Below are 26,708 nucleotides of genomic sequence, written 5' to 3'. Positions count from 1 at the left end.
ATACCCGCCATGTTTGTCCATTTGCGCCTGCACACCGAATTTTCCGTCGTCGACGGCACCAACCGCATCGATGAAGTGGCCAAGGCGGCCGCCAAGGACGGCCAGCCCGCTCTGGCGATCACCGACCTCGGCAATCTTTTCGGCGCCATCAAGTTCTACAAGGAAGCGCGGGGCAAGGGCGTCAAGCCCGTGCTGGGCGCCGAAGTGTTCGTCGAGCCCGAGGAGCCGGGCAATCCACCTTCCCGCATGATCCTGCTGGTACAGGGCAAGCAGGGGTACCTGAACCTGTCGGAACTGCTCGCGCGTGCCTGGACGCGCAACGTGGTGAAGAACCAGCCCCTGTGCACCTGGGCCTGGCTGGAGGAACTGGGCGAAGGCCTCATCGCGCTGGCGGGTGCCCAGGCCGGTCCCGTGGGACAGGCGATCGTGAAGGGCGACGACGCGGGGGGCGCGCGCCTGGCACTGCGGCTGGCCGGGCTGTTCCCGCATCGCTTCTACCTGGAGATCCAGCGCGCCGGCCGGCCCGACGACGAGGCCCACGTGGTGTCGGCCGTGCAATTGGCCGCCCGGCTGAACCTGCCCGTCGTCGCGACCCACCCCGTGCAGTTCGCCACGGCCGACGATTACGAGGCCCATGAAGCGCGTGTGTGCATCTCCGAAGGCGAAATCCTGGGCAACCAGCGGCGCGTGCGCAAGTTCACGCGCGAGCAATACTTTAAATCGAGCGCGCAGATGCAGGCGCTGTTCGCCGACGTGCCGTCCGCGATCGCCAACACGCTGGAGATCGCCAAGCGCTGCAACCTGACGCTGGTGCTGGGCAAGCCGCAGCTGCCGGACTTTCCCACCCCGGGCGGCATGCCCATCGACGAGTACTTCCGGGTGGCTTCGCTGGCTGGGCTGGAAGAGCGCCTGGCGCACCTGTACCCGAAGGAGGCCGAGCGCGACAAGGAGCGCCCGCGCTACCTGGAGCGGCTGGAGTTCGAGATCAACACCATCCTGAAGATGGGTTTTCCGGGCTACTTCCTGATCGTGGGGGACTTCATCCAGTGGGCCAAGAACAACGGCTGTCCGGTGGGGCCGGGCCGTGGCTCCGGAGCGGGCTCGCTGGTGGCGTATGCGCTCAAGATCACCGACCTGGACCCGTTGCAATACAACCTGCTGTTCGAGCGGTTCCTGAACCCCGAGCGGGTGTCGATGCCCGACTTTGACATCGATTTCTGCCAGTCCAACCGCGACCGCGTGATCGACTACGTGAAGGACAAGTACGGCAAGGATGCCGTGAGCCAGATCGCCACGTTCGGCACCATGGCCGCCAAGGCCGCCATCCGCGACGTGGGTCGGGTCATGGACATGAGCTACACCTTCTGCGACGGCATTTCCAAGCTCGTGCCGGGCAAGCCCGGCATGTCGTATACGCTGCAGTACCCGCCCAACCCCAAGAAGGAAGGCGACAAGAACAACTACGCGCTGGAACTGGAGCCGCTGCTGGCCGAGCGCGTGCAGAAGGAAGAAGACGTCAAGACCATCATCGAGATGGCGCAAAAGCTCGAGGGCATGACCCGCAACATCGGCATGCACGCCGGGGGCGTGCTCATCGCCCCGGGCAAGCTCACCGATTTTTGCCCGCTCTACCAGCAGCCGGGCAGCGATTCCGCCGTGAGCCAGTACGACAAGGACGACGTGGAAGCCATCGGCCTGGTGAAGTTCGACTTCTTGGGCCTGGCCACGCTGACCATCCTGGAGATCGCCAAGGAGTTCATCGTCAAGCGCCACAAGGGCCAGGAGAACTTCACGTTCGAGAACATTCCGCTGGACGATGCGCGCACCTACCAGCTGTTCTCCGATGGCAAGACCGAAGCCGTGTTCCAGTTTGAAAGCCGCGGCATGCAGGGCATGCTCAAGGAGGCGCGCCCCAGCCGGCTGGAAGACCTGATCGCCCTGAACGCGCTGTACCGGCCGGGTCCGATGGACCTGATCCCCAGTTTCGTGAACCGCAAGCACGGCAAGGAGGTGGTGGAGTACCCCCATCCGCTGGTCGAGAAGGTGCTGTCGGAAACCTACGGGATCATGGTGTACCAGGAGCAGGTGATGCAGACCGCCCAGGTGCTGGGCGGCTACTCGCTCGGCGGCGCCGACATGCTGCGCCGGGCGATGGGCAAGAAGAAGGCCGAGGAGATGGCCGAGCACCGCGAGATCTTCCGCGCGGGTGCGGCCAAGCAGAACATCAGCCAGGAAAAGGCCGACGAGGTGTTCGACCTGATGGAGAAGTTCGCGGGGTACGGCTTCAACAAGTCGCACGCGGCCGCTTACTCGCTGCTGGCCTACCAGACCGGCTGGCTCAAGGTGCACTACACGGCCGAATTCTTCTGCGCCAACATGACGGTGGAAATGGACGACACCGACAAGCTCAAGGTGCTGTTCGAAGACGCCATGAAGAAGTTCGGGCTGACGTTTGAGCCGCCGGACGTGAACCGGGGCATGTACCGGTTCGAGCCGGTCACGGACAAGGTCATCCGCTACGGACTGGGCGCCATCAAGGGCACCGGCCAGCAGGCGATCGAGGCCATCATCGCGGCCCGGGACGGGCGCGGGGCGGGACCGCGCGGCGATACCAAGGGCCCTTTCACCAGCCTGTTCGACTTCTGCGTGCGCGTGGACCGCACGCGCCTGAACAAACGCACGCTGGAGGCGCTCATCAAGGCGGGCGCCTTCGATGCCATGAACATGAACCGGGCCTCGCTCGTTGCCTCGATCGACCGGGCGTTCGACTTCGCGAATGCGACGCTGGCCAACGCCAACCAGGGCGGCCTGTTCGACATGATGGGCGAGGACGCCCACGGCTCCAGCACGCAGGAGCCCGAACTCGTCGAGATGGTGCCCTGGGGCGTGAAGGAACGCCTCACCCAGGAAAAGACGGCCGTGGGCTTCTACCTGTCGGGCCACCTGTTCGACGAGGTGGCCAGCGAGGTGCGCCGTTTCGTGCGCACGCAGATCGAGGAACTGCTCGACAGCCGAGAACCCCAGATCCTGGCCGGCATCATCAGCGATTTCCGGGTCATCAACGGGCAGCGGGGCCGGCTGGCCTTGTTCAAGCTGGACGACAAGTCCGCCACCATCGAAGCCTCGGCCGACGAGAACGTGGTCAATACCCACCGGGACATGCTGAAGGACGACGAATTCGTGGTCATGAGCGGACGCCTGCAACTCGACCATTTCAGCGGCGGGCTGCGGGTGAAGGTGCAGCAGGTGTGGGACCTGGCGGCGGCGCGGGCCAAGTTCGGGCGCTACCTTCAGGTCGCCATCGGCGATACCGCGCCGGATGTGCAGCGCCTGGTGCGTGAATTCCCACCCCGCCGGCAGGAAACCGAGCAGGGCGAGGTGCTGGTGCACGGCCTTCGGGTGCGCATGGGCATCCGCTGCAAGGCCGGCCAGGGCCAGGCCGTGGCGGAGTTGCAACTGGGCGAGGGCAGCCGTTTCTTCCCCTCCGATGCCGCTTTGGCGGCGTGGAGCGCCCAGGCCGGCACCGGTTCGGTCAATGTGGTGTACGACGCGGGCTAGACGGAGCGCGGAGTGAGGCTTGAAACACCGTTGGGTGATCACTACATGGGAGAGGCTGCGTCGACCGCCGTGGCTCGCTAGAATGAAATCCATGGCAACTAAACCACCTTCCCCCACCCCCGCTCCGCCCACCAGGACGCCAGCGCGGGACGATGGCGGTTCGGTCGTGCTCGAACGTCGCACGCAGAAGACCCAGCCGCCGCAAATGTTTCAGGTGGTCATGCTCAATGATGACTTCACGCCGATGGAATTCGTCATCGTCGTGCTGCAGGAATTCTTCAGCAAAGACCGGGAAGCCGCCACGCAGATCATGCTGAAAATCCATTTGGACGGCAAAGGCGTATGTGGGGTGTATTCCCGCGATGTCGCCGCCACCAAAGTGGAGCAGGTCCGCGAGGCGGCCCACAAGGCGGGGCATCCGCTGCAATGCCTCAGCGAGCCTGTTGAATAAACGGCCTTTGGTCCCGATCTACAGTAATCCCTTCCACGCAAGCACAAAGGAGTTCACATGATTGCCCAGGAACTGGAAGTCAGCTTGCACATGGCCTTTGTCGAGGCCCGCCAGCAGCGCCACGAGTTCATTACCGTGGAGCATCTGCTGCTTGCACTGCTAGATAACCCCAGCGCAGCCGAAGTGCTGCGCGCATGTTCGGCCAACATCGATGATCTGCGTTCATCGCTGGCCAATTTCATCAAAGACAACACCCCCCAGGTCGCCGGCACCGACGAGGTGGACACGCAGCCCACGCTGGGTTTCCAGCGCGTGATACAGCGCGCCATCATGCACGTGCAGTCCACGGGCAACGGCAAGAAGGAAGTCACGGGCGCCAACGTGCTCGTGGCGATCTTCGGCGAGAAGGATTCGCACGCCGTGTACTACCTGCACCAGCAGGGCGTCACGCGCCTGGACGTGGTCAATTTCATTGCCCACGGCATCAAGAAGGGCGAGCCGCCGGAACCCGCCAAACCTGAGAACCAGGCCGAAGGCGAAGAGGGCGGTGGCGGTGGCGAGCGCAACGAGAAAACCTCGCCGCTCGAGCAGTACACCCAGAACCTCAACCAGGCGTCCAAGGACGGCAAGATCGACCCGCTGATCGGCCGCCACTACGAGGTCGAGCGCACGATCCAGATCCTGTGCCGGCGCCGCAAGAACAACCCGCTGCTGGTGGGCGAAGCCGGCGTGGGCAAGACGGCCATCGCCGAGGGCCTGGCCTGGCGCATCACGCAGAACGACGTGCCGGAGATCCTGGCCGAGGCGGTCGTTTATTCGCTCGACATGGGCGCCTTGCTGGCGGGCACCAAGTACCGTGGTGATTTCGAGCAGCGCCTGAAGGGTGTGCTCAAGTCGCTCAAGGACAAGCCCAACGCGGTGCTGTTCATCGACGAAATCCACACGCTGATCGGCGCCGGTGCGGCCTCGGGCGGCACGCTGGACGCTTCCAACCTGCTCAAGCCGGCGCTCTCCAGCGGCCAGCTCAAATGCATCGGCGCGACCACGTTCACCGAATACCGCGGCATCTTCGAAAAAGACGCGGCCCTGTCGCGCCGTTTCCAGAAGGTCGACGTGGTGGAGCCGACCGTGCAGGAGACGGTGGACATCCTCAAGGGCCTCAAGTCGCGTTTCGAAGAGCACCACAGCGTGAAGTACGCTGCGGCGGCACTGCAAGCGGCGGCCGAGCTGTCGGCCAAGTACATCAACGACCGTCACCTGCCCGACAAGGCGATCGACGTGATCGACGAAGCCGGCGCGGCGCAGCGCATCCAGGTCGCCAGCAAGCGCAAGAAGACCATCGGCAAGGCCGAGATCGAGGAAATCGTGGCGAAGATCGCGCGCATTCCGCCCGCGAACGTGTCCAACGACGACCGCAGCAAGCTGCAGACCATCGAGCGCGACCTCAAGAGCGTGGTGTTCGGCCAGGACAAGGCGCTGGAGGTGCTCGCTTCCGCCGTGAAGATGGCGCGTTCGGGCCTGGGCAAGGGTGACAAGCCCATCGGTTCGTTCCTGTTCAGCGGTCCCACCGGCGTCGGCAAGACCGAAGCGGCCAAGCAGCTCGCCTACATCATGGGCATCGAGTTGATCCGCTTCGACATGTCGGAGTACATGGAGCGCCATGCGGTGAGCCGCCTGATCGGTGCGCCTCCGGGCTATGTCGGGTTCGACCAGGGCGGGTTGCTGACCGAGGCGGTCACGAAGAAGCCGCACTCCGTGCTGCTGCTCGACGAGATCGAAAAGGCGCATCCGGACATCTTCAACGTGCTGCTGCAGGTGATGGACCACGGCACGTTGACCGACAACAACGGGCGCAAGGCCGACTTCCGCAACGTCATCATCATCATGACGACGAACGCGGGTGCCGAGACCATGAACAAGGCCACCATCGGGTTCACGAACCCGCGGCAGGCGGGCGACGAAATGGGCGACATCAAGCGCCTGTTCACCCCCGAGTTCCGCAACCGGCTGGATGCCATCGTGAACTTCAAGGCGCTGGACGAGCAGATCATCCTGCGCGTGGTGGACAAGTTCCTGCTGCAACTCGAAACCCAGCTGAGCGAGAAGAAGGTGGAGGTGACCTTCACCGACACGCTGCGCAAGCACCTGGCCAAGAAGGGCTTCGATCCGCTGATGGGTGCCCGCCCGATGCAGCGCTTGATCCAGGACACCATTCGCCGTGCCCTGGCCGACGAACTGCTCTTCGGCCGCCTGACCGAAGGTGGACGCCTGACGGTGGACATCGAGGTGAAGACGGACGAAAAAGGCGTCGAGACGCCCGAGGTGCTGCTGGACATCCAGCCGCTGCCCAAGCGGGAGCGCTCGGCGAAATCCGAGCCCGCCGAGCCGGAAGAGGCCACGGCAGACTGATCGGCGGATGGATCGCCCGGCCGCCCATGGTGGCCGCCTGATGTGAAAAAAGCCCGCGTTCGCCGCGGGCTTTTTCTTTTCAACCATTGCCCTGGCTTGCAGGCCGCTCAGGGCGTGGTCAGGCGGCGCCGGCCCGCATCACGGCGCCATCAGCCGCTGCAGCAACTCCAAGGTGGGATAGCCGTCGGCCACCACGCCGATGCTCTGCTGGAACTGGCGCAGGCCGGCGCGCGTGGCGGGGCCCATCACGCCGTCCGCCGTGCCGGCGGAAAACCCCCGCTGGTTCAATGCCGTCTGCAGGTCTTTCACTTGGCTGCGCGACAGGGGCTGCAGGTCCCGCGGCCAGGGGGCCACCACGCCCGTGCCGCCCTCGATCTGCCGCGCTAGCAGGCCCACCGCCAGGGCGTAGTTCACCGAGTTGTTGTAGCGCAGGATGCTGCGGAAGTTGTCGCCCACCAGGAAGGCTGGTCCGCGCGCACCCGCGGGGGCGATGACATACGCCGCACCCAGGTCGGGCAGGGGTTGCCGGTCGATGGCCACCACCCCTTCCGCGGCCCACTGGGCGGACGACTGGCGCACGGTGTTCTCGGCGCGGGCGTGATCGAAGCCCGGTGGCAGCTGCACCTCGACGCCCCAGGGCTGCCCGCTGCGCCAGCCGGAGCTGGCCAGGTAGTTGGCGGTGGACGACGCCACATCGGGGATGCTGCCCCAGATGTCGCGGCGGCCGTCTCCGTCGGCGTCGACCGCGTAGGCGAGGAACACGGACGGCAGGAACTGCGTGTGGCCCATGGCCCCGGCCCACGATCCGATCATGCGGTCGGCCGCGATGTCACCCTGGTCCAGGATGCGCAGTGCCGCCAGCAGTTCGTTGCGGGCCCATTGGGCGCGGCGGCCCTCGAACCCCAGCGTGGCCAGCGCATCGACGGCACGGAAGGTGCCGAAATTGCCGCCGTAGTTGCTCTCCATGCCCCAGATGGCGGTGACGATCGAGGCCGGCACGCCGTACCGCGCAGCGGCGGCTTCCAGGGGCACCGCGTATTCGGCCCGCTTGGCCTGGCCCTGGGCGATGCGCTGGGCAGAAACAGCACTGTCCAGGTAGGCCCACGGAGTGCGCGTGAACTCGGGCTGCGCGCGGTCCAGCTCGATCACCCGCTGTTGCAACTGCGCGCTGGCCAAGGCCGTCTGCACGGTGTCGGGCTGGATCCCGGCCGCCAGTGCGTCCTGGGTGAAGGCCGCGATCCAGGCCGTGAAACCGGCCTGTTCGGCCGCAGCGGCTTCTTCGGGGCTGACCGCCGGCGCCGCGGTGTCCTGGACCAGGGGAGGGGGCGGGGCAGAAGGCATCGCAGCCGGTGGGGACACTGCGGGCTGCGGAGGCGGCACGGCGGGAGCGGCGTGGGCCAGGGCCGCTTCCGGAGGCTGGGCGCGCGGCGCCGATGCACAGCCTGCGAGGGCCGCCGCAGCGGCCAGCGGAACCAGCCAGTGGGCCGCGCGGGTTCTGGTGGAGGGGCGGAGGGGCGATGGGGGGGCAAGGCGTCGTTGCATGCCTTATTGTCCCGCGCCCCGGCATACTTGCGGGCTTCGGTGTTACCGGCTGCACGATTTCATGCATACCTTTTTCTGGCACGACTACGAAACCTTTGGCGCCAACACGCGCCGTGACCGCCCCGCGCAGTTCGCGGGCATCCGCACCGATGCGGACCTGAACGAAATCGGCGAACCGCTGATGGTCTATTGCCAGCCCGCGCCCGATTACCTGCCCGACCCGGTGTCGTGCCTCATCACCGGCATCACGCCGCAGGTCGCATTGGAGCGTGGCCTGCCGGAGCATGCGTTCGCGGCGCGCATCGAGGCCGAGCTGGCGCTGCCCGGCACCATCGGCGTCGGCTACAACACCATCCGGTTCGACGACGAGATCACGCGCTTCATGTTCTGGCGCAACCTGATGGACCCCTATGCCCGGGAATGGCAGAACCAGTGCGGCCGGTGGGATCTGCTCGACGTGGTGCGCATGGCCTACGCGCTGCGCCCGGATGGCATCGTCTGGCCGAAGAAGGAAGACGGCTCGCCCAGCTTCAAGCTGGAGCACCTGTCCAAAGCCAATGGCCTCGCGCACGAGGCCGCGCACGATGCGCTCTCCGACGTGCGCGCCACCATCGCCCTGGCCCGGCTGATCCGCGACCGGCAGCCCAAGCTGTTCGAGTTCGCCCTGGGGCTGCATAAAAAAGACCGCGTGGCCGCCGAATTGCGCCTGCCCGCCACGGCCGACACCGCACGGCCCTTTTTGCACATCTCGGGCATGTTTCCTGCCGAGCGCGGCTGCGTCGCGGTGATGTGGCCGCTCGCCAGCCACCCCACCAACAAGAACGAACTGATCGCCTGGGACCTGGCCCACGATCCGTCCGAACTGGCCCTGCTGGGCGCCGATGCGATCCGCGAGCGGCTGTTCAGCCGGGCGGATGCGTTGCCCGAAGGCGTGACGCGCCTGCCCATCAAGACCGTGCACCTGAACAAGTCGCCGATGGTGGTGGGCAACGTCAACACGCTGACGCCGCAGATGGCCCAGCGCTGGGCCGTCGATCTGGAGCGGGCCGCCGGCCATGCCGAGGTGGCGCGCGCCTTGCCCGACATGAGCGCCATCTGGGCCAGCGTGTTCGCGCGGCCGCAGGAAGCCGCACCGGACGTGGACCAGGACCTGTACGGCGGCTTCGTCGGCAACGAGGACCGTCGCCGCCTGAACCGCCTGCGTGCCCTGCCGCCCCAGGAACTTGCCTTGGCCAAGACGGGCTTCGACGACGAGCGGCTCGAAGAGCTGGTGTGGCGCTACCGTGCGCGCAATTTCCCGCACACGCTGGATGGGGCCGACCAGGAGCGCTGGGAGGGCCACCGCGTGGCCTGCCTGATGGAAGGGGCAGGCGGTGCGCTCACCTTCGACGAACTGTTCGCCAAGCTGGACGAACTGGGGGCCGAGGCGGACGAGCGGGGAGAGGAAATCCTGGGCGCGTTGTACGACTACGCGGAAAGCATTGCGCCCGCGATGTAGCGGGAGGCTTCGATGTCCACGACTCCGTCCCCTTTGAATAGCACCACCACGCCAACCCCGGCCGAGGCCATGGCCATGGCCGCCACCACCGAGGCCGGCGTGCAGGCGCTGGCGGAGTTCATGGCGGCGCACCCTCGGGTGTTCGTGCTCACCGGGGCGGGCTGCAGCACGGCGGCGGGCATTCCCGATTACCGCGATGGCAATGGCGACTGGAAGCGGCCGCCACCCCTCACGTTCCAGGCCTTCATGGGCGACGAGGCCACGCGCCGGCGCTACTGGGCGCGCAGCTTCATCGGCTGGCGTGTGATGGGGCGGGCGCGCCCTGCACCGGCGCACCATGCGCTCGCCGCGCTGGAAGCGGCCGGCCGGGTGGAACTGCTGCTCACGCAGAACGTGGACGGCCTGCACACGGCTGCGGGGAGCCTTCGCACCATCGATCTGCACGGGCGCATCGACACCGTGCGCTGCATGGCCTGCGAAGCCCGTTTGCCACGGGCCGAGCTGCAGGACGAGTTGCTGCGCCGCAATCCCGATTGGGCCGCGCTGCATGCGCATGCGGCGCCCGATGGCGATGCGGACCTGGAAGGCCAGGATTTCAGCGCGTTCGATGTGCCGCCGTGCCCGCGCTGCGGAGCCGGCCCGCTCAAGCCCGATGTGGTGTTCTTCGGCGAAAGCGTGCCGCGCGATCGCGTGCAGGCCGCCCGCGATGCGCTGCTGCGCGCCGACGCCATGCTGGTGGCCGGCTCGTCGCTCATGGTGTATTCGGGCTTTCGCTTCGTGCAGATGGCGGTGGACGCGGGCAAGCCCGTGGCGGCCGTCAACTGGGGCCGCACGCGGGCCGATCCGCTGCTGTCGCTCAAGGTCGAGCAGGACGTCGGAACGGCGCTGGGCGCGGTGGCCCGTGCGCTGGCTGGAGGGGCTGCCGGTCTGCTTTAAACAAGGGCTGCGCGCGGCATGGGGGCGCGCGGGTTGGGGCGTCAGGATGATCCGAGGGCGCCGCCAGGGCTTTGGAAACATCCTGGCCCTGCCATTGGTGTAAGGTGCCAGTCGTCCAAGCAACACCCTGGCGCCACGCAGCGCCGGGCGATGACAGAGCCCCAAGGAGACAGCATGCAGACGAACGCATTCCTCGGTGCGCCCGGCCCGACGCCGGGCGAGGTGGCCGCTTCGGCGGCGCAGCGGATCACGCAGGCGCACGAGCGCTCCACCGCCTTCGGCCTGCGGCGGCACGAATCGGCGGACCTGCGGCCCCTGGATGCCGAAGCCCTGGCCTGGATGGTGGCCCGCAACGAAGCGCTATTCGCCCACGCCCGCCCCGTGATGGAAACGCTGTCGGCCCAGATCGCCGGCACCCAGAGCATGGTGCTGCTGACCGATGCCCAGGGCGTGGTGCTGCACGCCCTGGGCGACGACGAGTTCCTGGACCGGGCGAGCCGGGTCGCCCTGCGCCCCGGTGCGGCGTGGTCTGAGCGCAGCAAGGGCACCAATGCCATCGGCACGGCCCTGGCGCTGGGCGAGGCGCTGCAGGTGAACGGCAATGAGCACTTTCTGCAGGCCAACCATTTCCTGACCTGTTCCTGCGCGCCCATCCTCGACCCGCACGGGCATGTGATCGGCGCGCTCGACGTGAGCGGCGACCACCGCAGCCAGAGCGCGCACACCATGGCGCTGGTGCGCATGTCGGCCAAGATGGTGGAGAACCACCTGTTCGGCAAGGTGTTCGAAGACGCCGTGCGGCTGCGCTTCCATGCGCGGCCGGAATTCCTCGGCACGCTGGTGGAGGGGCTGGCCGCGTTCACGCCGGACGGGCGCTTCCTCGCTGCCAATCGCAGCGGGCAGTTCCAGCTGGGCATGTCGGCCAACGCGTTGCAGGCGCACACGTTCTCTTCGCTGTTCGGCATGCCCATGGCGGCGCTGCTGGCGCATGCCCGCCAGGCCGTTCCGGAGCCGCTGCGCCTGCAGCTACCGGGCGGCGTGGCGGTGCAGGCACTGGTGGAGTGTCGGCCGCGTGCCGGCACGCTGCTGCCCTGGGTCGATCCGGGTCACGGGCCACATCGGCCCGATGGGGCAGGGGCGCCACCGGCGACTTGGCCAGGGGAGGGCGATGCACCGGGCGCGCCGCCCGCCCGTCCGCGCCCGGCCAAGCTGGCCCGGCTGTCCAGCCTGCGCTACCTGGACACGGGCGATGCCCAGCTCGCCCAGGTGATCGACCGGGTCACGCGGCTGCTGGGCAGCGACGTGTCCACGCTGATCCTGGGCGAGACCGGCACGGGCAAAGAGCTGCTGGCCCGCGCCATCCACCAGGACGGGCCACGGCAGGGCGGCCCTTTCGTGGCGGTCAATTGCGCGTCGATTCCCGAGACGCTGATCGAGTCCGAGCTGTTCGGCTACGACGAGGGTGCCTTCACCGGTGCACGGCGCAAGGGCCATCCCGGCAAGATCGTGCAGGCCCATGGCGGCACGCTGTTCCTCGACGAGATCGGCGACATGCCGCTGTCGATGCAGGCGCGCCTGCTGCGCGTGCTGCAGGAGCGCAGCGTTTCGCCGCTGGGCGCCGCGCGGCAGGTGCCGGTGGATGTGGCCGTGGTCTGCGCCACGCACCGAAACCTGCGCGAGATGATGGCGCAGGGCACTTTCCGCGATGACCTGAATTACCGGCTGAACGGGCTCGTGGTGCGGCTGCCTGCGCTGCGCGAGCGCACCGACCTGGCCGTGATCGTCGAGCGCATCCTGCGTGCGCAGGCCGACGCCCCCGCCAGCGCGGTGCCGCGCGTCGCGCCCGAGGCCATGGCGCTGTTCGCCGCGCATGCCTGGCCGGGCAACCTGCGCCAGTTGAGCAGCGTGCTGCGCACCGCGGCGCTGATGGCGCGGGGCGAGGCCGGGGTGATCCAGCGGGCGCATTTACCCGAGGATTTCCTGGAGGACTGCGATCTGCTGCTGGCGCATGCCAACGGCACTGGCAACGCGGCCAAGGGAGCTGCCGTCCCGGCGGCTACAGCAATGCCGGGCAGTCCCCCGGTGGCGCGCAGCCCCGTCGCCGTGCCGCGCCTGGGCGATACCACCGCCGCGGCCCTGGAGCAGGCACTCGCGGCCCATGGCGGCAACGTATCGGCCGCGGCGCGTGCGTTGGGCGTGTCGCGCAATACCGTGTACCGGCACCTCAAGGCGGCGCAGGCCGCGGTCAGGCCCGAGGCCCCTGCGCCGGAGGCCCGAGCGCGCTGACAGCCTCCCATTCCGCGTCGCTGTATAGCCGCGACCGTGTGAGAAAGCGCAGGCCCGTGGGCCGTTCCAGCGAGAACATACCGCCGTTGCCGGGCACCGCATCGATGATGAGGTGCGTGTGCTCCCAGTAGGCGAACTGCGAGCGGCTCATGTAGAAGGGCGTCCCCGCGATCTCGCCCAGCAGCACGTCCGAATCGCCCAGCAGAAACTCCCCCAGCGCGAAGCACATCGGCGCGCTGCCGTCGCAGCACCCTCCCGACTGGTGGAACATGAGCGGGCCGTGCTGGGCGACCAGGCGCTCGATGAGCGCCACCGCCGCTGGCGTGGCCGAGACGCGGCCCATGGGCCCGGGCTGCGGGGCAGGGACCGGGGTGGAGGGGGCGGCCGGCGTGTTCATGGGGATCAGGCCGTTGCTGCCATGTCCAGCACGATGCGCCCCTGGATCTGCCCCTGGCGCATGCGGTCGAACACGTCGTTGATGTTCTCGAGCTTCTCCGTGGCCACGGTGGCCTTCACCTGGCCGCGGGCGGCGAAGTCGAGCGACTCCTGCAGGTCGAGCCGCGTGCCCACGATGGAGCCGCGCACCGTCACGCCGCGCAGCACCATGTCGAAGATCGGCAGGGGAAAGTTGCCGGGCGGCAGGCCGTTGAGCGCCACCGTGCCGCCGCGCCGCACCATGCCCAGGGCCTGCTCGAAGGCCTTGGGCGACACGGCGGTCACCAGCGCGCCGTGGGCGCCGCCGATCTCCTTTTGCAGGTAGGCAGCGGGGTCGGTGGTCTTGGCGTTCACCGTCACGCTTGCACCCAACTGCCTGGCGAGGTCGAGCTTGTCGTCCTCCACGTCCACGGCCGCCACGTTCAGGCCCATGGCTTTGGCGTACTGCACGGCCATGTGGCCCAGGCCGCCGATGCCCGAGATGACGACCCAGTCGCCGGGCTTGGTGTCGGTCACCTTGAGGCCCTTGTACACCGTCACACCCGCGCACAGCACCGGCGCGATGTCCACGAAGCCGATGTCCTTGGGCAGGTGGCCCACGAAGTTCGGGTCGGCCAGGGCGTAGTCGGCAAAGCCGCCGTTGACCGAATAGCCGGTGTTGCTCTGCGATTCGCACAGCGTCTCCCAGCCGCCCATGCAATGCGTGCAGTAGCCGCACGCCGAGTGCAGCCAGGGCACGCCCACGCGGTCGCCTTCCTTCACGTGCTTGACGTTCTTGCCGACGCCGGCCACGAAGCCCACGCCTTCATGGCCCGGGATGAACGGCGGGTTCGGCTTGACGGGCCAGTCGCCTTCGGCGGCGTGCAGGTCGGTGTGGCACACGCCGGACGCCTCGATCTTCACGAGGATCTGGTCGTCCGAAGGCGTGGGCACGGGCACTTCCTCGATGGTGAGCGGCTGGCCGAATGTGCGAACGACAGCGGCCTTCATGGTCTTGGCGGTCATGGGTGGGGGAATCCTTTCGTCTGCAGCGGATGTGCAGCGGGTTCAACGGGGTGTCGGGCCTTCACGGTAGGCCCGACACCCGATGGCTGGGCTGATGCAGATCAAGCGATCAGAAGAAGCCCAGCGGCGCCTGCGAGTAGCTCACCAGCAGGTTCTTGGTCTGCTGGTAGTGGTCCAGCATCATCTTGTGGTTCTCGCGGCCGATACCCGACTGCTTGTAGCCGCCGAAGGCCGCGTGCGCGGGGTACTGGTGGTAGCAGTTGGTCCACACGCGCCCGGCCTGGATGCCCTTGCCCATGCGGAAGGCGCGCGCGCCGTCGCGGCTCCACACGCCGGCGCCCAGGCCGTAGAGCGTGTCGTTGGCGATCTCCAGCGCCTCTTCCTCGGTCTTGAAGGTGGTCACCGACAGCACGGGACCGAAGATCTCCTCCTGGAAGATGCGCATCTTGTTGTGGCCCTTGAACACCGTGGGCTTCACGTAGTAGCCGCCGGCCAGGTCGCCGTCCAGGTGGTTGCGCTCGCCGCCGATCAGGCACTGCGCACCCTCCTGCTTGCCCAGGTCCAAGTAAGAAAGGATCTTTTCGAGCTGCTCCTGCGAGGCCTGCGCGCCGATCATGGTGGCCTTGTCCAGCGGGTGGCCCTGCTTGATGGCCGCCACGCGCTTCAGGGCGCGTTCCATGAACTGGTCGTAGATCGATTCCTGCACCAGCGCGCGGCTGGGGCAGGTGCAGACCTCGCCCTGGTTGAGCGCGAACATCGCAAAGCCTTCCAGCGCCTTGTCGAAGAAGCCATCGTCGGCCGCCATCACGTCTTCGAAGAACACGTTGGGGCTCTTGCCACCCAGCTCCAGCGTCACGGGGATGATGTTCTGGCTGGCGTACTGCATGATGAGCCGGCCCGTGGTGGTCTCGCCCGTGAAGGCTATTTTTGCGATGCGCGGGCTGCTGGCCAGCGGCTTGCCGGCTTCCAGGCCAAATCCGTTCACCACGTTGACCACGCCGGGCGGAAGCAGGTCGCCCACCAGTTCCAGCAGCACGAGGATGGAGGCGGGCGTCTGCTCGGCGGGCTTGAGCACCACGCAGTTGCCGGCGGCCAGGGCCGGTGCGAGCTTCCATACCGCCATGAGGATCGGGAAGTTCCACGGAATGATCTGCCCCACCACGCCCAGCGGCTCGTGGAAGTGGTAGGCCATGGTTTCATGGTCGATCTCGCTGATGCCGCCTTCCTGCGCGCGGATGCAGCCCGCGAAGTAGCGGAAGTGGTCGATGGCCAGGGGAATGTCGGCGGCCATGGTCTCGCGCAGCGGCTTGCCGTTGTCCAGCGTCTCGGCCACCGCGATGGTGAGCAGGTTGGCTTCCATGCGGTCGGCGATCTTCAGCAGGGCGTTCGCCCGGTCGGTGGTGGAGGTCTTGCCCCAGGCGACCTTGGCCTTGTGGGCGGCATCCAGTGCGGCGTTGATGTCCTTGTCGTTGGAGCGGGGGATGGAGGTGAACACCTGGCCGTTGATCGGCGAGGCGTTCTCGAAATACTGGCCGTCGATGGGCGGCACCCACTGCCCGCCGATGTAGTTGCCGTACTGCTTCTTGTAAGGGTTGGCGATGCCGAGGCTGGCGATTTCTGCCATGTTCATGGTGCATGTCTCCTGTGGTCGGTTGGGGTGTTCCACGCCACCAGGGTGGCGCGGGCCTCTGTGTTGGCGCAATGCACGTGCCAGCCGGGTCAGGGCAGGCAAGCCGTCAAAATGGATAGCAAGAAAGCCAAGCGGGGAAGCGGTAGTGGCCTATTTCTCTTCGATTCGTTCAAAGCCGTATGGAACGCGGTTGCGCGCCGTAACGCAACGGGTGTTCCGTTGCGGAACAGTTCGCGGGTCGATGTGGAACACCGCCGAGCCCTGCAAAATGGGAGTTTTTTCCCGTCCCTGAACCGCTGCACGCCTCTCCGATGAAAAAGCCGCCTTCCGCTCCCGTGAGTGCCTTCGCCCAGGAACTCCCCGGGGTCTTCGCGCCCTGGGGTTCTGTCCGGTTGCGGCGCATGTTCGGTGGCTGGGGCGTTTTTCACGAAGGACGCATGCTGGCGCTGGTGGTGAACGATGCGCTGTACCTCAAAGCCGACGCGCTCACCGCGCCGGTGTTCGACGCCCTTGGACTGCAGCCTTTCGTCTACGAGCGCCATGGCCGCCCGGTGGCGCTGTCGTACCGGCAGGCCCCGGCGGAAATGTACGAAGGCCCGGCCGAAGCGGTGGAGTGGGCCGGCCGGGCGTGGGAGGCCGCCCTGCGGTCGGCTTCCAGGCCGGGGCCGGCGGCAAGCCGCAGGCCGGGTGGTTCGGTGGACAAAAAGGGGCGGTGAGCCACCGCGCCGTTCGGTGCTATTGATTTGATAGCTATCAGGGCAATCAAAACCCCGGCGTGGGCTCTTTTTCGCCTCAAGGGTGGCGGCAACCGCGGCGGCGCGGGGTCGCGGGTGTATAACCGATGCCCTCCGGGTCGGGCGCCCGTGCAGCGCCTGCGGGCGCGGGGGGCATTCCTCCCATGCCGTCGCCCGGCCCATCCAACCAATCGATCAATCAACGACGCGGGACGCTTGGAGCGCCGCAAACCAAGGAATCGTCACGATGGGCGCGCAGTGGAAAGCAAAGGGCAAGGCACAGGTCGCGGATGCCAAGGGCAAGCTGTTCGGCAAACTGGTCAAGGAAATCATGGTCGCGGCGCGCGGCGGCGCCGATCCCGCGGGCAATGCGCGGCTGCGCCTAGTGGTGGAGCAGGCCCGCAAGGTGTCCATGCCTAAGGACACCCTGGAGCGCGCCATCAAGAAGGGCGCGGGCCTGTCCGGCGATGCGGTCAATTACGAGCGCGTGATCTATGAAGGCTTCGCCCCGCACCAGGTGGCGGTGATGGTGGAGTGCCTTACCGACAACGTGAACCGCACGGCGCCGGAAATGCGGGTGCTCTTTCGCAAGGGCCAACTGGGCACGTCCGGCTCCGTGGCCTGGGACTTCCACCATGTGGGCATCATCGAGGCCGAGCCGGCGTCTGCCGATGCGGATCCCGAAATGGCCGCCATCGAGGCGGGCGCCCAGGATTTCGAGCCCGGCGAGGAAGAGGGCAACACCACGTTCTGGACCGATCCCACCGACCTGGACCTGGTGTGCCGCGCGCTGCCGGCGCAGGGGTTCACGGTGCTGTCGGCCAAGCTGGGCTACCGGCCCAAGAACCCGGTGAACCCGGCCAATCTCAGCGCGGAGCAACTGGAAGAGGTCGAATCGTTCCTGGCCGCCATCGACGGCAACGACGACGTGCAGAACGTGTTCGTGGCGCTGGCGGGCTGAGCGCCTCCGGCACGCCTGCCTTCCAAAAAGAAAGCCGCCCCGGCCGTGAGGCCGGGGCGGCTTTTTCAATGCGCCAGGAGAGGCTTCAGAAGTCCAGGATGTTGGACTGCACCACGGTCGGAATGTGCGATTGCACGAACGACTGGATGGTGCTGCAGGGCAGGAAGAACGGCCGCTGGGTGATCGTCACGGTGCAGGTCTGGCCGTTCACAGAAAACGTGCCAGCCACCGTACCCAGTGGCGTGCCCACCGAAAAGCTGCCACCCGCGGGACCGCCCGAGATGACGCCGCCATTCTGGTGAATGAGGGCGGCGATCTTGACGAACAGGTCCTGGGCACTGCCCGTGAAGCTCACATTGAAAGGGCTGCATGAAGCCATGGTTTTTCTCCTGCGTAATGAAAAATGGCCGAATTGATTTTATTTTTGATTCGGCCCCTCCCTTGGTGGCAAATCAGCAGCGGCCCACCACCGTGCCGCTGTAAATAGGATTGCCGTTGAGGTAAATGGTGACCTTCAAGCCCGTGGGAATGAAGGAACCGCAAGTCTGGGCGCACGCCTTCAGTTGGCCACCGACGGGAATGCGGATCGGAGAGGTAATGCACAGGTTGCCGTAGATCGGCACCGAGAAGCAGATCTGGTTGGTGGCCGGGTTGTAGCTGGCGCCCACGCAGACGGACAGCTTCAGGGCTTCCACGCCTTCCAGGTTGGGACCGGCGGCAGCGTTGCTGAGCAGTGCAGGTGCGTGGCTGCTGCCCTCGGCGAAACCCACGGCCGTGAAGTTCGGCACATGGGTCGAGTCGTCTTGGGCGCCGTTTTGGTTGCAATTACAGTCGGACATTATGTTTCCTAGAGGGTTTGTTTTCTCTGAACAAAATACCGGCTTCAGCAAGATTGCGTGGCCGGTTGCTTTCTCATGACGCCCCTCGATTATTTTTTTAATGGCGTTTTTAACGCCGCTTAAAAATCCCCCTCGGTTGCGATTCATGAGTGGGCGGATTTTGTTCTTCGCCCCCTTTTATTGCCCTTAAAGCGGCCTTGGAAAACCTGAAGCGTTCTGAAACAATCTTGGTGTAGAGTGAGAGACCCGCCGGGGAGGCTGGGTTGTTAGAGGCGACAAGAACTTGCGGGCCATGACCACTGAATTCACGTTTTCCCACTTCACGCTGAGGGTCCACGAGCGCCAGTTGCTGGCCTACGGTAAGCCTGTCCTGCTGGGAGCCCGCGCTTTCGACGTGCTGTGCGCCCTGGTCCACAAAGCCGGCGCGCTGGTGACCAAATCGGAGCTGTTCAACCTCGTCTGGCCGGGCATGGTGGTGGAGGAAAACAACCTGCAGGTGCATGTGTCCTCGCTGCGCAAGCTGCTGGGCTCCGACTTGATCATGACCATCCCGGGGCAGGGCTACCGGTTCGTCGCGCGCGTCGCGCCGGTGGCCAGTGGCGCCCAAGTGCCCGAGCCGCTGCCGGCCGCCTTGGTGTCCAGCGCCTCCCGCTCGGTGGCGGTGCTGCCGTTCGGCGTGGCGGGCGGTCTGGCCGAAGACGGCTACCTGGCCGACGGCATGGCCGAGGACATCATCAACCGCCTGTCCCGCTCGCGCTGGCTGTACGTGATCGCCCGCAGCTCCTCGGTGAGCTACCGGCATCCGCTGCCGCCCAATGGCACCATCAGCCAGGAACTGGGCGTGCGCTACCTCGTGTCAGGCCTGATCCGGTTCAACGGCAACCGGTTGCGCGTGACCGCGGAGCTGATCGACGGGCCGCGCAACGAAACCATCTGGGCGCAGAGCTTCGACCGGCCGGTGGACGACCTCTTTCAGGTGCAGGACGAGATATCGGCCGCCATCGTGAGCGCCATCGAGCCGGTGTACCTGCGGCGCGAGGAATGGGTCAGCAGCCAGACCACGCCCCGCGACCGCGAGCATTGGGAACTGCTGATGCGCGCGCGCTGGCATTTCTGGCGCTCCACGCGCGACCACATGGAGAAGGCGGAGTACTTCGCGCAAAAGGCGCTGGACACCAAGCCCGACGATCCCCCGACCCTGGCCCTGCTGGCATTCATCCTGATGTCGCGGGTGTGGGCCGGCTGGTCCGAATCCGCCCGCATGGACATCGCCGAGGCCAACCGCCATGCCCTGCAGGCGGTGAGCCACGACGACACCGATGCCTTCGCCCATTTCACGCTGGGCACGGTGCTTTCGTTCTCGCGCAATTTTCCGCAGGCGATTTCCGAGCAGGAGCACGCCCTGTCGATCTATCCGCAGTTCGCCGCGGCGGCGGGCGAATTGGGGCGTTTGCTGGCGTTTTGCGGGCGCACGCAGGAGGCCGCGAGCTACGCATTGCAGGCCTGCGAGGCCAGCCCGCTCGATCCCCACCTGAGCCTGTGGATTCGAACGCGGGCGCTGGCGAGCTTCATCGAGCGCGATTACCAGGCCGCGCTGGGCTTTGCCCTGCAGGCGCTGTCCAAGCGCCCGGACTGGTTCTTCAACCACTATCTGCTGGCTGCGTGCCAGGTCGCGTCCGGCCGCCCGGAGGACGGGCAGCAAACCCTGCGGCAGGCCCAGAAGTTCGGCCCGTACTCCCTGCAGGCGTTGAAGGCCGGCCACCCCTTCGTGCATGACGAGCATCTCAACCATTACACCGACTGCCTGCGCCAGGCGGGCTGGAGCGAGTGAGGCGCGCACCCATCCGGTCGTCCACGAGAAACCCAACCATCGGCAATCCAAAAGAGAGAGGGAAACGGTATGTCTGAAGCGAATGCACCCCAGAAAATCGCCATCCTGGGGGGCGGCCTGGCCGCCCTGACGGCGGCCTACGAGCTGACCAGCCAACCCGGCTGGCAGGAGAAATACGCCATCACGGTGTACCAGATGGGCTGGCGGCTCGGCGGCAAGTGCGCCACCAAGCGGGGGCCCAACAACCGCATCGAGGAGCACGGCATCCACGGGTTCCTGGGCAGCTACTACAACGCGCTGCCGATCATGGCCGACTGCTACAAGGCCCTGGGCCGCCCGGCGGACGCCAAGCTGGCCACGTTCGAGCAGGCCTTCATTCCCGAGAGCTTCGTGCTGATGTGGGAGTTCGAGAACGGCGGCTTCAAGCGCTGGCCCATGACCGTGCCGACCAATTCGCTGACCCCGGACGATGCCTCGTCGCTGCAGACCATCCGCCAGTGGATCGGTGGGCTGATCGAGACCACGCAGGGCCTGATCGACCCCGAGGCCACGCCCGGCCTGAGCGAGATCCACAAGCTGGAGCTGCGCGCCGGCCAGGACATCCTGGAGCGTCTGCAGACCGCGATCCTCGACGAGAACGCCGAGCTGGGCACCAGCCACCCCGCGCTCGATGAGGTGTGGGACTGGCTGCACGCGCGGCTCAAAAGCCTGATCGACGAGAACGACGACCTGCGGCGCCTGTACATCCTGCTCGAATACCTGATGGCCATCGTGCGCGGCGTGCTGGCCGACCGCATCATCGAGCGCGGCTTCGACGCGGTGGACAACGAGAATTTCAGCGACTGGCTGGCGCGCCACGGCGCTTCGGTGATGACCGTGTCGTCCCCGCTCGCGCTCAACACGGTCAACCTGTCCTACCAGTACCCGCAGGGCGACACGGCCCGCACCGCCAGCATGGCGGCAGGTGCCTACCTGCACTGGTCGCTGCGCAGCTATGCCTACATGGGCGCGTTCGCTTGGCTGTTCGCGGCGGGCACGGGCGAGACGGTGATCGCGCCGCTGTACCTGGTGCTGCGCCAGCGCGGTGTGCAGTTCGAGTTCTTCCACAAGGTCGAGAACCTCGCGCTGTCGGCGGACGGCCAATCGGTGGCTGCCGTGGAGATGGGCGTGCAGGCCACCCTGGTGAAGCCGGATGCGCCCTACGAGCCGCTCGTGCCGGTCGAGGGCTTGCCATCCTGGCCGTCCGGCCCCTGCTACGACCAGCTGGTGGAGGGTGACGCGCTGCGCGAGCAGGACATCGACCTGGAGTCTTACTGGACGCCCTGGAAGAACGTGGGCCAGAAGACCCTGAAGGCCGGCGAAGATTTCGACCAGGTGATGCTGGCCATCGCGGTGGGCGCCGTGCCCTACCTGTGCAAGGAGCTGCTGGCCGCGCGTCCCGAATGGCGCGCGATGGTCGAGAAGGTGCCCACCGTGCAGACGCAGACCATGCAGGTCTGGCTGAACCGCAGCACCACCGACCTGGGCTGGGACATTCCCCTGAAGAACCCCACCGACACGGTGATCGGCGCCACCTACATGAACCCGCTGGATGGGCAGGTGGACTTCACCCACCTGCTGCAGTGGGAGTCGTGGCCGGCCAGCCAGATGCCCAAATCGCTGTGGTACTTCTCGGGCGCCATGGCCGACTACGAGCCGCCGCCGCCCCTGACCGACACCGGCTATCCCGCGCGCGCCCACGCCCGGGTGAAGGCCCAGTGCATCCAGTACCTGCAGGTGTGCATGGGACCGCTGCTGCCGAAATCCACGACCAACGTGGTCTCGCCCCCGGGCGACCCGACGGGCATGGATTTCAGCCTGCTGCAGGACCACGACCCGGCCAATGCCGGGCTGGGCGTGCAGCGCTTCGACCAGCAGTTCTGGCGCGCCAACATCGACCCGTCCGAGCGCTATGTGATCAGCCCGCCGGGCAGCACCGCCGCGCGGCTCAAGGCCTGGGAGTCCGGCTTCAGCAACCTCGTGCTGGCGGGCGACTGGATCTACACCGGGCTGAACGTGGGCAGCGCCGAGGGCGCGACCATGGGCGGTCGGCTGGCGTCGTACGCCATCAGCGGCTATCCGGCGCTGACGGACATCGTGGGCTATCCGGTCTCGGCCGAAGCCCCGTGCGCACCGCCTGCGGCGCCCCCCGCCGCTGAATAAGGCAACAGGGCCAGCGTGAAACCGGGCTGCGGCGGCGCAGCCCGCGCGCCCTTCAGCCGAGCAGGAAGTCCGCGTGACCGGGTCGGCCGGGCAGATGCAGCGCCGCCACGGGCGCCGGGCTGCCCGCCACCCGCCGGCCGCGCCGCCACACCCCCAGGCGCGTGGCGCGCAGCCGGATCGCCTCGGCCGGGTCGCGCGCATGCAGCAGCACGAAGTCGGCGTGGCAGCCGGCCTGCAGGCCGTAGCCCTCCAGGCCCAGCAGTTGGGCCGGGTTCGTGGTCACCGCCTCGAAACACTGGCGCATCGCGTGCTGGCCGGTCATCTGCCCCACGTGCAGGCCCATGTGGGCGGCCTCCAGCATGTCGCCGCTGCCGCCGCCGTACCACGGGTCCATCACGCAATCGTGGCCGAAGGCCACCGTCAGGCCCGCGGCCATCAGCTCGGGCACGCGGGTCATGCCGCGGCGCTTGGGGTAGGTGTCGTGGCGGCCCTGCAGGGTGATGTTGATGAGCGGGTTGGCCACCACGCCCAGTTGCGCCTCGGCCATCAGGGGGATGAGCTTGCTCACGTAGTAGTTGTCCATGCTGTGCATGGAGGTGAGGTGCGAGCCCGTCACCCGGCCGTGCAGGCCCAGGCGCTGGGTTTCGAAGGCCAGCGTTTCGACGTGGCGCGAGAGCGGGTCGTCGGTCTCGTCGCAGTGCATGTCCACCCGCTTGCCCCGATCGGCGGCCAGCTCGCACAGGATGCGCACGCTCTCCGCTCCTTGCGCCATGGTGCGTTCGAAATGGGGAATGCCGCCCACGACGTCCACGCCCAGGTCCAGCGCGCGCTGGAGGTTGTCCAGGCCGCCCGCGGCGCGCAGCACGCCGTCCTGCGGGAAGGCGACGAGCTGCAGGTCGAGGTAGGGCGCCACGCGGCGCTTCACGTCCAGCAGCGCGTGCACGGGCAGCAACCGCGGGTCGCTGGTGTCCACGTGCGAGCGGATGGCCAGCAGGCCGCGCGCCACCGCCCAGTCGCAGTAGTGCATCGCCCGCTCCACGATGGCCTCGTGCGTCAGCTGAGGCTTCAGTTCGCCCCACAGCGCGATGCCCTCCAGCAGCGTGCCGCTCTCGTTCACGCGGGGCTGGCCGTAGCTCAGCGTCGAGTCCATGTGGAAGTGCGCATCAACGAACGGCGGGCTCAGCAGCAGGCCGCCCGCATCGACGGTGTCGTGCGCGGGGGCCTGCAGGCCCTCGGTCACTTCGGCAATGCGCCCGTCCTGCACGGCCACGGAAACGTTCGTGCGGCCATCGGGCAGGGTGGCGTTGTGGATGAGCAGGTCGAGCATGGTGTGTGGGGCCGGGCAAGGGTGAGAGGGGGCTGGCGGAAGCGGTGCAGGCCGGCATGCAAAAGGCTTGCCTGCGGCGCCACCGGGCCTGCCAGTGTAGGCCGCGGGAGATGCCGTTGCGCAGCCTGATGGCCGGGCCGGGTGCGCCGGCCGGGACGACGGCCCATATCGGATTTCTTCCAGACCGCGCGGAAAAGGCCGCCTATGCTGAGGGCACGTTCGATCCACCCTGTCTTTTGCTGAAGGAGACCCCATGCAGTTCGGCTACACCATTCTTTACGTCGAGGACGTGCCCGGCACCGTCGCTTTCTACGAGGCCGCGTTCGGTCTTTCGCGCCGCTTCGTGCACGAGGCGGGGGATTTCGGCGAGATGGAGACCGGCGCCACTGCGCTGGCGTTCTCTTCGCTCCAGCTGATGGCCCAGCTGGGCAAGAACCCGCAGCGTGCGGTGTCGGGGGCGCCCCAGTGTGAGATCGCCTTCACCACGGCCGATGTCGCCGCGGCCGTGGACCGCGCGATCCAGGCCGGCGCCACCCTGGTGCAGGCCCCAGAGTCCATGCCCTGGGGCCAGACGGTGGCCTATGTGCACGACTGCAACGGTTTTTTGGTGGAACTGTGCACGCCGATGGGCGCGGGCAACTGACGGGGGGGCGGCGCTTGGGCGGCGCTGCGCCGTGCAACGCGGCTGGTTCGATGTGGCCGATGGCAAGGCAGCGTTCAGCCGTAGCCGCTGGACTGCACGGAGGCCAGCAGGTCCTTCGATGCCCGCAGCCGGGAGGGCGTCTGTCCCAGCCAGTGCCGGCATTCGCGGCCGAAGTGCGCCTGGTCGGCGTAGCCATGGTCCGCCGCGATGGCCGCAAGCGGCGGGGATTCATCGCCCGCCAGGGCCTGGGCCGCTCGGCGCACCCGCGCGAGGGCGCGCCAGTAGCGTGGGGGCTCGCCGGTCGCGGTGCGGATCAGCCGCTCCAGCGTGCGTTCCGACACGCCCAGCGCCCGCGCGGCGGCCCCCACGGTCGGGGCCTGCGCCAGGGCGTCCAGTGCCTCCTGCACGCGCGCGTCGCACCGCGTGAAGTCGGCCAGCGCCGCGTGCACGCGGGCGGCGGTCTCGGCCGGATCGCGGGCCAGGTCGATGGCCTGCACCCACTGCAGCAGCGCGTCGGCATCCACCCCCACGCCGGGATGCAGCCGAAAGCCCAGCCAATCCTCGCCGGCGCGGGCGGGCACACCGTAGGCCTGCTGCGGCAAATGCGACACCATCCAGTGCACGGCACCGTGGGCGTCGATCTGCACGATGAGGTCGCGGCACCCGTCGGGCAGCACGCAGGTCACGCCGGCTTCGGTGCCCTGGTGCTGCCAGCGTTCCAGCACCGTGGGCGGCAGCCACACCGCGGTGAGGCAGGCGGGCAGCAGGGGGCGGTCCATGGGAGGCCGGGGCCCTTCAGCCGCCATGCGTGCCGGCGTGCCAGTCGGTGCGGGCGAGCCGGTACAGGCAATGCGGCCGCACCGGGTGGCCCACCGGCACGGCCGGGTGGTCGAACGCTTCGGCGGGGCTTTCGCGCATGCCCAGGCGCTGCATCACCGCGCGCGAGCGCTGGTTGCCCAGGGTGGTGAACGACACGATCTCCGCCAGGCCCAAGTCTTCGAAGCCTGCACGCAGCGCCAGGCGCGCCGCCTCGCTGGCCAGGCCCTGGCCCCAGAAGGGCCGGGCGAGCCGCCAGCCGATCGGCAGTTCGGCCGAGGGCGTGTGCAGGCCCACAAAGCCCATGAAGCGCGGGCCGCTGTCGCCCTGCAGGCAATCCGCGGCCCAGAAACCCCAGCCGCGCTGCGCGATCAGCGCCTCGATCCGGTCGGCCATGGCATCGCTGGCGTCGCGGGCCAGCGGCGCGGAAAAGTGCGCCATCACCGCCGGGTCGGCATTCATCGCGGCGAAGGGCGCGCGGTCGGCGGCGGTCCATGGCCGAAGGCGCAGCCGCGGCGTGGCCAGGAACTCCGGGGCGATGGTGACGAAGGTGTCCGGGGGCAGGGGTGTCGGCATGCGCCGATGTTATGGGAGACAAGAGGGGGCAGAGGCCCGGCCGCCCAACGTTCGCTAGCGCTCGCCCTTGCGGTAGGGCTTCATCAGCGCCTGCGGATACGCCGCCTTGCGGGCCACGAGCACCAGCGCCAGGATCGACAGCAGGTAGGGCAGCATCAGGTACACCTGATACGGTAGCCACGCATCGCCCGCCTGCTGCAGCCGCAACTGCAGCGCATCGAAAAAGGCGAACAGCAGCGCGCCCAGCAGCGCCTTGCCGGGCCGCCACGAGGCGAACACCACCAGCGCCACGCAGATCCAGCCGCGCCCGTTCACCATGTTGAAGAAGAACGCATTGAACGCCGACAACGTGAGAAACGCCCCCGCCACGCCCATCAGGGCCGAGCCCGTCACCACCGAAGCGGTGCGCGTGGCTGCCACCGGAATGCCCTGGCCCTCGGCCGCCTGGGGGTTCTCGCCCACCATGCGCACCGCCAGCCCGAGCGGGGTGCGCAGCAGCACCCAGGCCAGCAGCGGCACCAGCAGCAGGGCCAGCAGCGTGAGCGGCGTCTGGGCCGACAGGATGGGAATGCCCAGCCAGGCCATGGGCGCGAACGGCTCGACCGTGGGGGGCGTGGTCACCTTCGGAAAGCCCACGCGGTAGCCGTAGTAGCTGAGCGAGGTGGCCAGCAGCGTGATGCCCAGCCCCGACACGTGCTGCGACAGCGCGAGCCCCACGGTCAGCCACGCGTGCAGCAGCCCGAAGGCGGCCCCGGTCAGCGCGGCCACCAGCACGCCGGTCCAAAGGCCATGGCCGGCATACACCGTGAGCCAGCCTGTGAAGGCGCCCGCGACCATGATCCCCTCGATGCCCAGGTTCAAAACGCCTGCGCGCTCGCACAGCAGCACGCCCAGCGTGCCCAGGACGAGCGGCGTGGCCACCCGCAGCGTGGCGATCCAGAACGCCGGGTTGGCCAGGATGTCCATCAGCTCGGTCATACGGCCCAGCCCTTCCATGCATTTGCTATTGATTTGGTAGCATCAAGGGCA

General features: G+C 67.6%; 21 protein-coding genes. 11 read left to right on the top strand and 10 right to left on the bottom strand.

Going from position 1 to position 26,708, the window contains the following annotated elements:
* Nucleotides 1–9: 9 nt before the first annotated feature.
* From dnaE to clpA, 3 genes are all read left to right on the top strand, one after another.
* The gene (gene dnaE / locus AVAK2825_RS15465) at nt 10–3,558 is read left to right on the top strand and encodes a DNA polymerase III subunit alpha (RefSeq protein ID WP_284400417.1); all 3,549 of its coding nucleotides are present in this window, start codon (nt 10–12) and stop codon (nt 3,556–3,558) included.
* Nucleotides 3,559–3,640: 82 nt separating this feature from the next.
* A complete protein-coding gene (gene clpS / locus AVAK2825_RS15460; protein WP_272563803.1) occupies nt 3,641–4,009 on the top strand; it encodes an ATP-dependent Clp protease adapter ClpS in 369 nt (122 codons plus the stop codon).
* 57 nt (nt 4,010–4,066) lie between these two features.
* Nucleotides 4,067–6,418 (top strand): ATP-dependent Clp protease ATP-binding subunit ClpA, encoded by a 2,352-nt coding sequence (gene clpA, locus AVAK2825_RS15455; protein WP_284400416.1) that lies wholly within the window; start codon nt 4,067–4,069, stop codon nt 6,416–6,418.
* 138 nt (nt 6,419–6,556) lie between these two features.
* On the opposite strand, the gene AVAK2825_RS15450 is transcribed toward clpA, so the two are convergent.
* The gene (locus AVAK2825_RS15450) at nt 6,557–7,960 is read right to left on the bottom strand and encodes a lytic murein transglycosylase (protein WP_502869088.1); all 1,404 of its coding nucleotides are present in this window, start codon (nt 7,958–7,960) and stop codon (nt 6,557–6,559) included.
* Nucleotides 7,961–8,021: 61 nt separating this feature from the next.
* Between AVAK2825_RS15450 and sbcB the strand changes: the two genes are divergently transcribed.
* From sbcB to AVAK2825_RS15435, 3 genes are all read left to right on the top strand, one after another.
* A complete protein-coding gene (gene sbcB, locus AVAK2825_RS15445) occupies nt 8,022–9,458 on the top strand; it encodes an exodeoxyribonuclease I (protein WP_284400413.1) in 1,437 nt (478 codons plus the stop codon).
* A 75-nt stretch (nt 9,459–9,533) separates the two neighbouring features.
* Entirely contained in the window at nt 9,534–10,394 is an 861-nt protein-coding gene (locus tag AVAK2825_RS15440) for an NAD-dependent protein deacetylase (protein ID WP_502870549.1), read from the top strand.
* A gap of 174 nt (nt 10,395–10,568) precedes the next feature.
* Nucleotides 10,569–12,680, top strand: coding sequence for a sigma-54-dependent Fis family transcriptional regulator (locus AVAK2825_RS15435; RefSeq protein WP_284400411.1), 2,112 nt, complete (start codon nt 10,569–10,571; stop codon nt 12,678–12,680).
* Here the strand turns inward: AVAK2825_RS15435 and AVAK2825_RS15430 are convergent.
* The 3 genes from AVAK2825_RS15430 to adh all read right to left on the bottom strand — a co-directional run bounded on the left by AVAK2825_RS15430 (nt 12,640) and on the right by adh (nt 15,750).
* The gene (locus tag AVAK2825_RS15430) at nt 12,640–13,077 is read right to left on the bottom strand and encodes a DUF779 domain-containing protein (RefSeq protein WP_284400409.1); all 438 of its coding nucleotides are present in this window, start codon (nt 13,075–13,077) and stop codon (nt 12,640–12,642) included. The two genes, AVAK2825_RS15435 and AVAK2825_RS15430, sit on opposite strands and share 41 nt — an antisense overlap.
* A gap of 5 nt (nt 13,078–13,082) precedes the next feature.
* On the bottom strand, nt 13,083–14,120 hold the full coding sequence (gene adhP, locus AVAK2825_RS15425; protein WP_284400407.1) for an alcohol dehydrogenase AdhP: 1,038 nt from the start codon (nt 14,118–14,120) through the stop codon (nt 13,083–13,085).
* Nucleotides 14,121–14,229: 109 nt separating this feature from the next.
* On the bottom strand, nt 14,230–15,750 hold the full coding sequence (gene adh / locus AVAK2825_RS15420; RefSeq protein WP_284400405.1) for an aldehyde dehydrogenase: 1,521 nt from the start codon (nt 15,748–15,750) through the stop codon (nt 14,230–14,232).
* 311 nt (nt 15,751–16,061) lie between these two features.
* Here adh and AVAK2825_RS15415 point away from each other — a divergent pair, with 311 nt between their 5' ends.
* Together AVAK2825_RS15415 and AVAK2825_RS15410 are read left to right on the top strand one after the other, a co-directional pair.
* On the top strand, nt 16,062–16,466 hold the full coding sequence (locus AVAK2825_RS15415; RefSeq protein ID WP_284400403.1) for a TfoX/Sxy family protein: 405 nt from the start codon (nt 16,062–16,064) through the stop codon (nt 16,464–16,466).
* 265 nt (nt 16,467–16,731) lie between these two features.
* Complete coding sequence (locus tag AVAK2825_RS15410) at nt 16,732–17,445, top strand: YebC/PmpR family DNA-binding transcriptional regulator (RefSeq protein WP_272563794.1); 714 nt, start codon at nt 16,732–16,734, stop codon at nt 17,443–17,445.
* A gap of 85 nt (nt 17,446–17,530) precedes the next feature.
* Here the strand turns inward: AVAK2825_RS15410 and AVAK2825_RS15405 are convergent, their stop codons facing one another.
* A complete protein-coding gene (locus AVAK2825_RS15405) occupies nt 17,531–17,824 on the bottom strand; it encodes a hypothetical protein (protein WP_272563793.1) in 294 nt (97 codons plus the stop codon).
* Between the two features lie 73 nt (nt 17,825–17,897).
* Nucleotides 17,898–18,284, bottom strand: a complete 387-nt coding sequence (locus AVAK2825_RS15400; RefSeq protein WP_284400399.1) for a hypothetical protein — start codon at nt 18,282–18,284, stop codon at nt 17,898–17,900.
* A gap of 292 nt (nt 18,285–18,576) precedes the next feature.
* Here AVAK2825_RS15400 and AVAK2825_RS15395 point away from each other — a divergent pair, with 292 nt between their 5' ends.
* Both AVAK2825_RS15395 and AVAK2825_RS15390 read left to right on the top strand, forming a co-directional pair.
* Nucleotides 18,577–20,115 carry a winged helix-turn-helix domain-containing protein gene (locus AVAK2825_RS15395; RefSeq protein ID WP_284400397.1) on the top strand — a complete coding sequence of 513 codons (1,539 nt, stop codon included), beginning with the start codon at nt 18,577–18,579 and terminating at the stop codon, nt 20,113–20,115.
* Between the two features lie 69 nt (nt 20,116–20,184).
* Nucleotides 20,185–22,317 (top strand): NAD(P)/FAD-dependent oxidoreductase, encoded by a 2,133-nt coding sequence (locus AVAK2825_RS15390; protein WP_284400396.1) that lies wholly within the window; start codon nt 20,185–20,187, stop codon nt 22,315–22,317.
* Nucleotides 22,318–22,369: 52 nt separating this feature from the next.
* Here the strand turns inward: AVAK2825_RS15390 and AVAK2825_RS15385 are convergent, their stop codons facing one another.
* Nucleotides 22,370–23,644: an amidohydrolase family protein gene (locus AVAK2825_RS15385; protein ID WP_284400392.1), complete on the bottom strand. Its 1,275-nt coding sequence runs from the start codon at nt 23,642–23,644 to the stop codon at nt 22,370–22,372.
* Nucleotides 23,645–23,897: 253 nt separating this feature from the next.
* On the opposite strand from AVAK2825_RS15385, the gene AVAK2825_RS15380 reads away from it, so the two are divergent.
* On the top strand, nt 23,898–24,287 hold the full coding sequence (locus AVAK2825_RS15380; protein WP_284400390.1) for a VOC family protein: 390 nt from the start codon (nt 23,898–23,900) through the stop codon (nt 24,285–24,287).
* Between the two features lie 74 nt (nt 24,288–24,361).
* On the opposite strand, the gene AVAK2825_RS15375 is transcribed toward AVAK2825_RS15380, so the two are convergent.
* Genes AVAK2825_RS15375 through AVAK2825_RS15365 form a run of 3 tightly spaced genes read right to left on the bottom strand, consistent with a single transcriptional unit; the run spans nt 24,362 to nt 26,657 of the window.
* Nucleotides 24,362–25,066 (bottom strand): AraC family transcriptional regulator, encoded by a 705-nt coding sequence (locus AVAK2825_RS15375; RefSeq protein ID WP_284400388.1) that lies wholly within the window; start codon nt 25,064–25,066, stop codon nt 24,362–24,364.
* Between the two features lie 16 nt (nt 25,067–25,082).
* Nucleotides 25,083–25,679, bottom strand: a complete 597-nt coding sequence (locus AVAK2825_RS15370) for a GNAT family N-acetyltransferase (RefSeq protein ID WP_284400386.1) — start codon at nt 25,677–25,679, stop codon at nt 25,083–25,085.
* 54 nt (nt 25,680–25,733) lie between these two features.
* Entirely contained in the window at nt 25,734–26,657 is a 924-nt protein-coding gene (locus tag AVAK2825_RS15365) for an ABC transporter permease (RefSeq protein WP_284400385.1), read from the bottom strand.
* Nucleotides 26,658–26,708: the final 51 nt, after the last annotated feature.

The organism is Acidovorax sp. SUPP2825 (assembly GCF_030158995.1).
Taxonomy (GTDB): Bacteria; Pseudomonadota; Gammaproteobacteria; order Burkholderiales; family Burkholderiaceae_C; genus Paracidovorax.
The sequence above is the reverse complement of the archived record's forward strand: the minus strand, read 5'-3'. Positions and strand labels throughout refer to the sequence as shown.

Coding starts and splice junctions, on each gene's coding strand:
- dnaE (WP_284400417.1), top strand. CDS start 10: ATGTTTGTCCATTTGCGCCTGCACACCGAATTTTCCGTCGTCGACGGC.
- clpS (WP_272563803.1), top strand. CDS start 3,641: ATGAAATCCATGGCAACTAAACCACCTTCCCCCACCCCCGCTCCGCCC.
- clpA (WP_284400416.1), top strand. CDS start 4,067: ATGATTGCCCAGGAACTGGAAGTCAGCTTGCACATGGCCTTTGTCGAG.
- AVAK2825_RS15450 (WP_502869088.1), bottom strand. CDS start 7,960: ATGCAACGACGCCTTGCCCCCCCATCGCCCCTCCGCCCCTCCACCAGA.
- sbcB (WP_284400413.1), top strand. CDS start 8,022: ATGCATACCTTTTTCTGGCACGACTACGAAACCTTTGGCGCCAACACG.
- AVAK2825_RS15440 (WP_502870549.1), top strand. CDS start 9,534: ATGGCCGCCACCACCGAGGCCGGCGTGCAGGCGCTGGCGGAGTTCATG.
- AVAK2825_RS15435 (WP_284400411.1), top strand. CDS start 10,569: ATGCAGACGAACGCATTCCTCGGTGCGCCCGGCCCGACGCCGGGCGAG.
- AVAK2825_RS15430 (WP_284400409.1), bottom strand. CDS start 13,077: ATGAACACGCCGGCCGCCCCCTCCACCCCGGTCCCTGCCCCGCAGCCC.
- adhP (WP_284400407.1), bottom strand. CDS start 14,120: ATGACCGCCAAGACCATGAAGGCCGCTGTCGTTCGCACATTCGGCCAG.
- adh (WP_284400405.1), bottom strand. CDS start 15,750: ATGAACATGGCAGAAATCGCCAGCCTCGGCATCGCCAACCCTTACAAG.
- AVAK2825_RS15415 (WP_284400403.1), top strand. CDS start 16,062: ATGAAAAAGCCGCCTTCCGCTCCCGTGAGTGCCTTCGCCCAGGAACTC.
- AVAK2825_RS15410 (WP_272563794.1), top strand. CDS start 16,732: ATGGGCGCGCAGTGGAAAGCAAAGGGCAAGGCACAGGTCGCGGATGCC.
- AVAK2825_RS15405 (WP_272563793.1), bottom strand. CDS start 17,824: ATGGCTTCATGCAGCCCTTTCAATGTGAGCTTCACGGGCAGTGCCCAG.
- AVAK2825_RS15400 (WP_284400399.1), bottom strand. CDS start 18,284: ATGTCCGACTGTAATTGCAACCAAAACGGCGCCCAAGACGACTCGACC.
- AVAK2825_RS15395 (WP_284400397.1), top strand. CDS start 18,577: ATGACCACTGAATTCACGTTTTCCCACTTCACGCTGAGGGTCCACGAG.
- AVAK2825_RS15390 (WP_284400396.1), top strand. CDS start 20,185: ATGTCTGAAGCGAATGCACCCCAGAAAATCGCCATCCTGGGGGGCGGC.
- AVAK2825_RS15385 (WP_284400392.1), bottom strand. CDS start 23,644: ATGCTCGACCTGCTCATCCACAACGCCACCCTGCCCGATGGCCGCACG.
- AVAK2825_RS15380 (WP_284400390.1), top strand. CDS start 23,898: ATGCAGTTCGGCTACACCATTCTTTACGTCGAGGACGTGCCCGGCACC.
- AVAK2825_RS15375 (WP_284400388.1), bottom strand. CDS start 25,066: ATGGACCGCCCCCTGCTGCCCGCCTGCCTCACCGCGGTGTGGCTGCCG.
- AVAK2825_RS15370 (WP_284400386.1), bottom strand. CDS start 25,679: ATGCCGACACCCCTGCCCCCGGACACCTTCGTCACCATCGCCCCGGAG.
- AVAK2825_RS15365 (WP_284400385.1), bottom strand. CDS start 26,657: ATGACCGAGCTGATGGACATCCTGGCCAACCCGGCGTTCTGGATCGCC.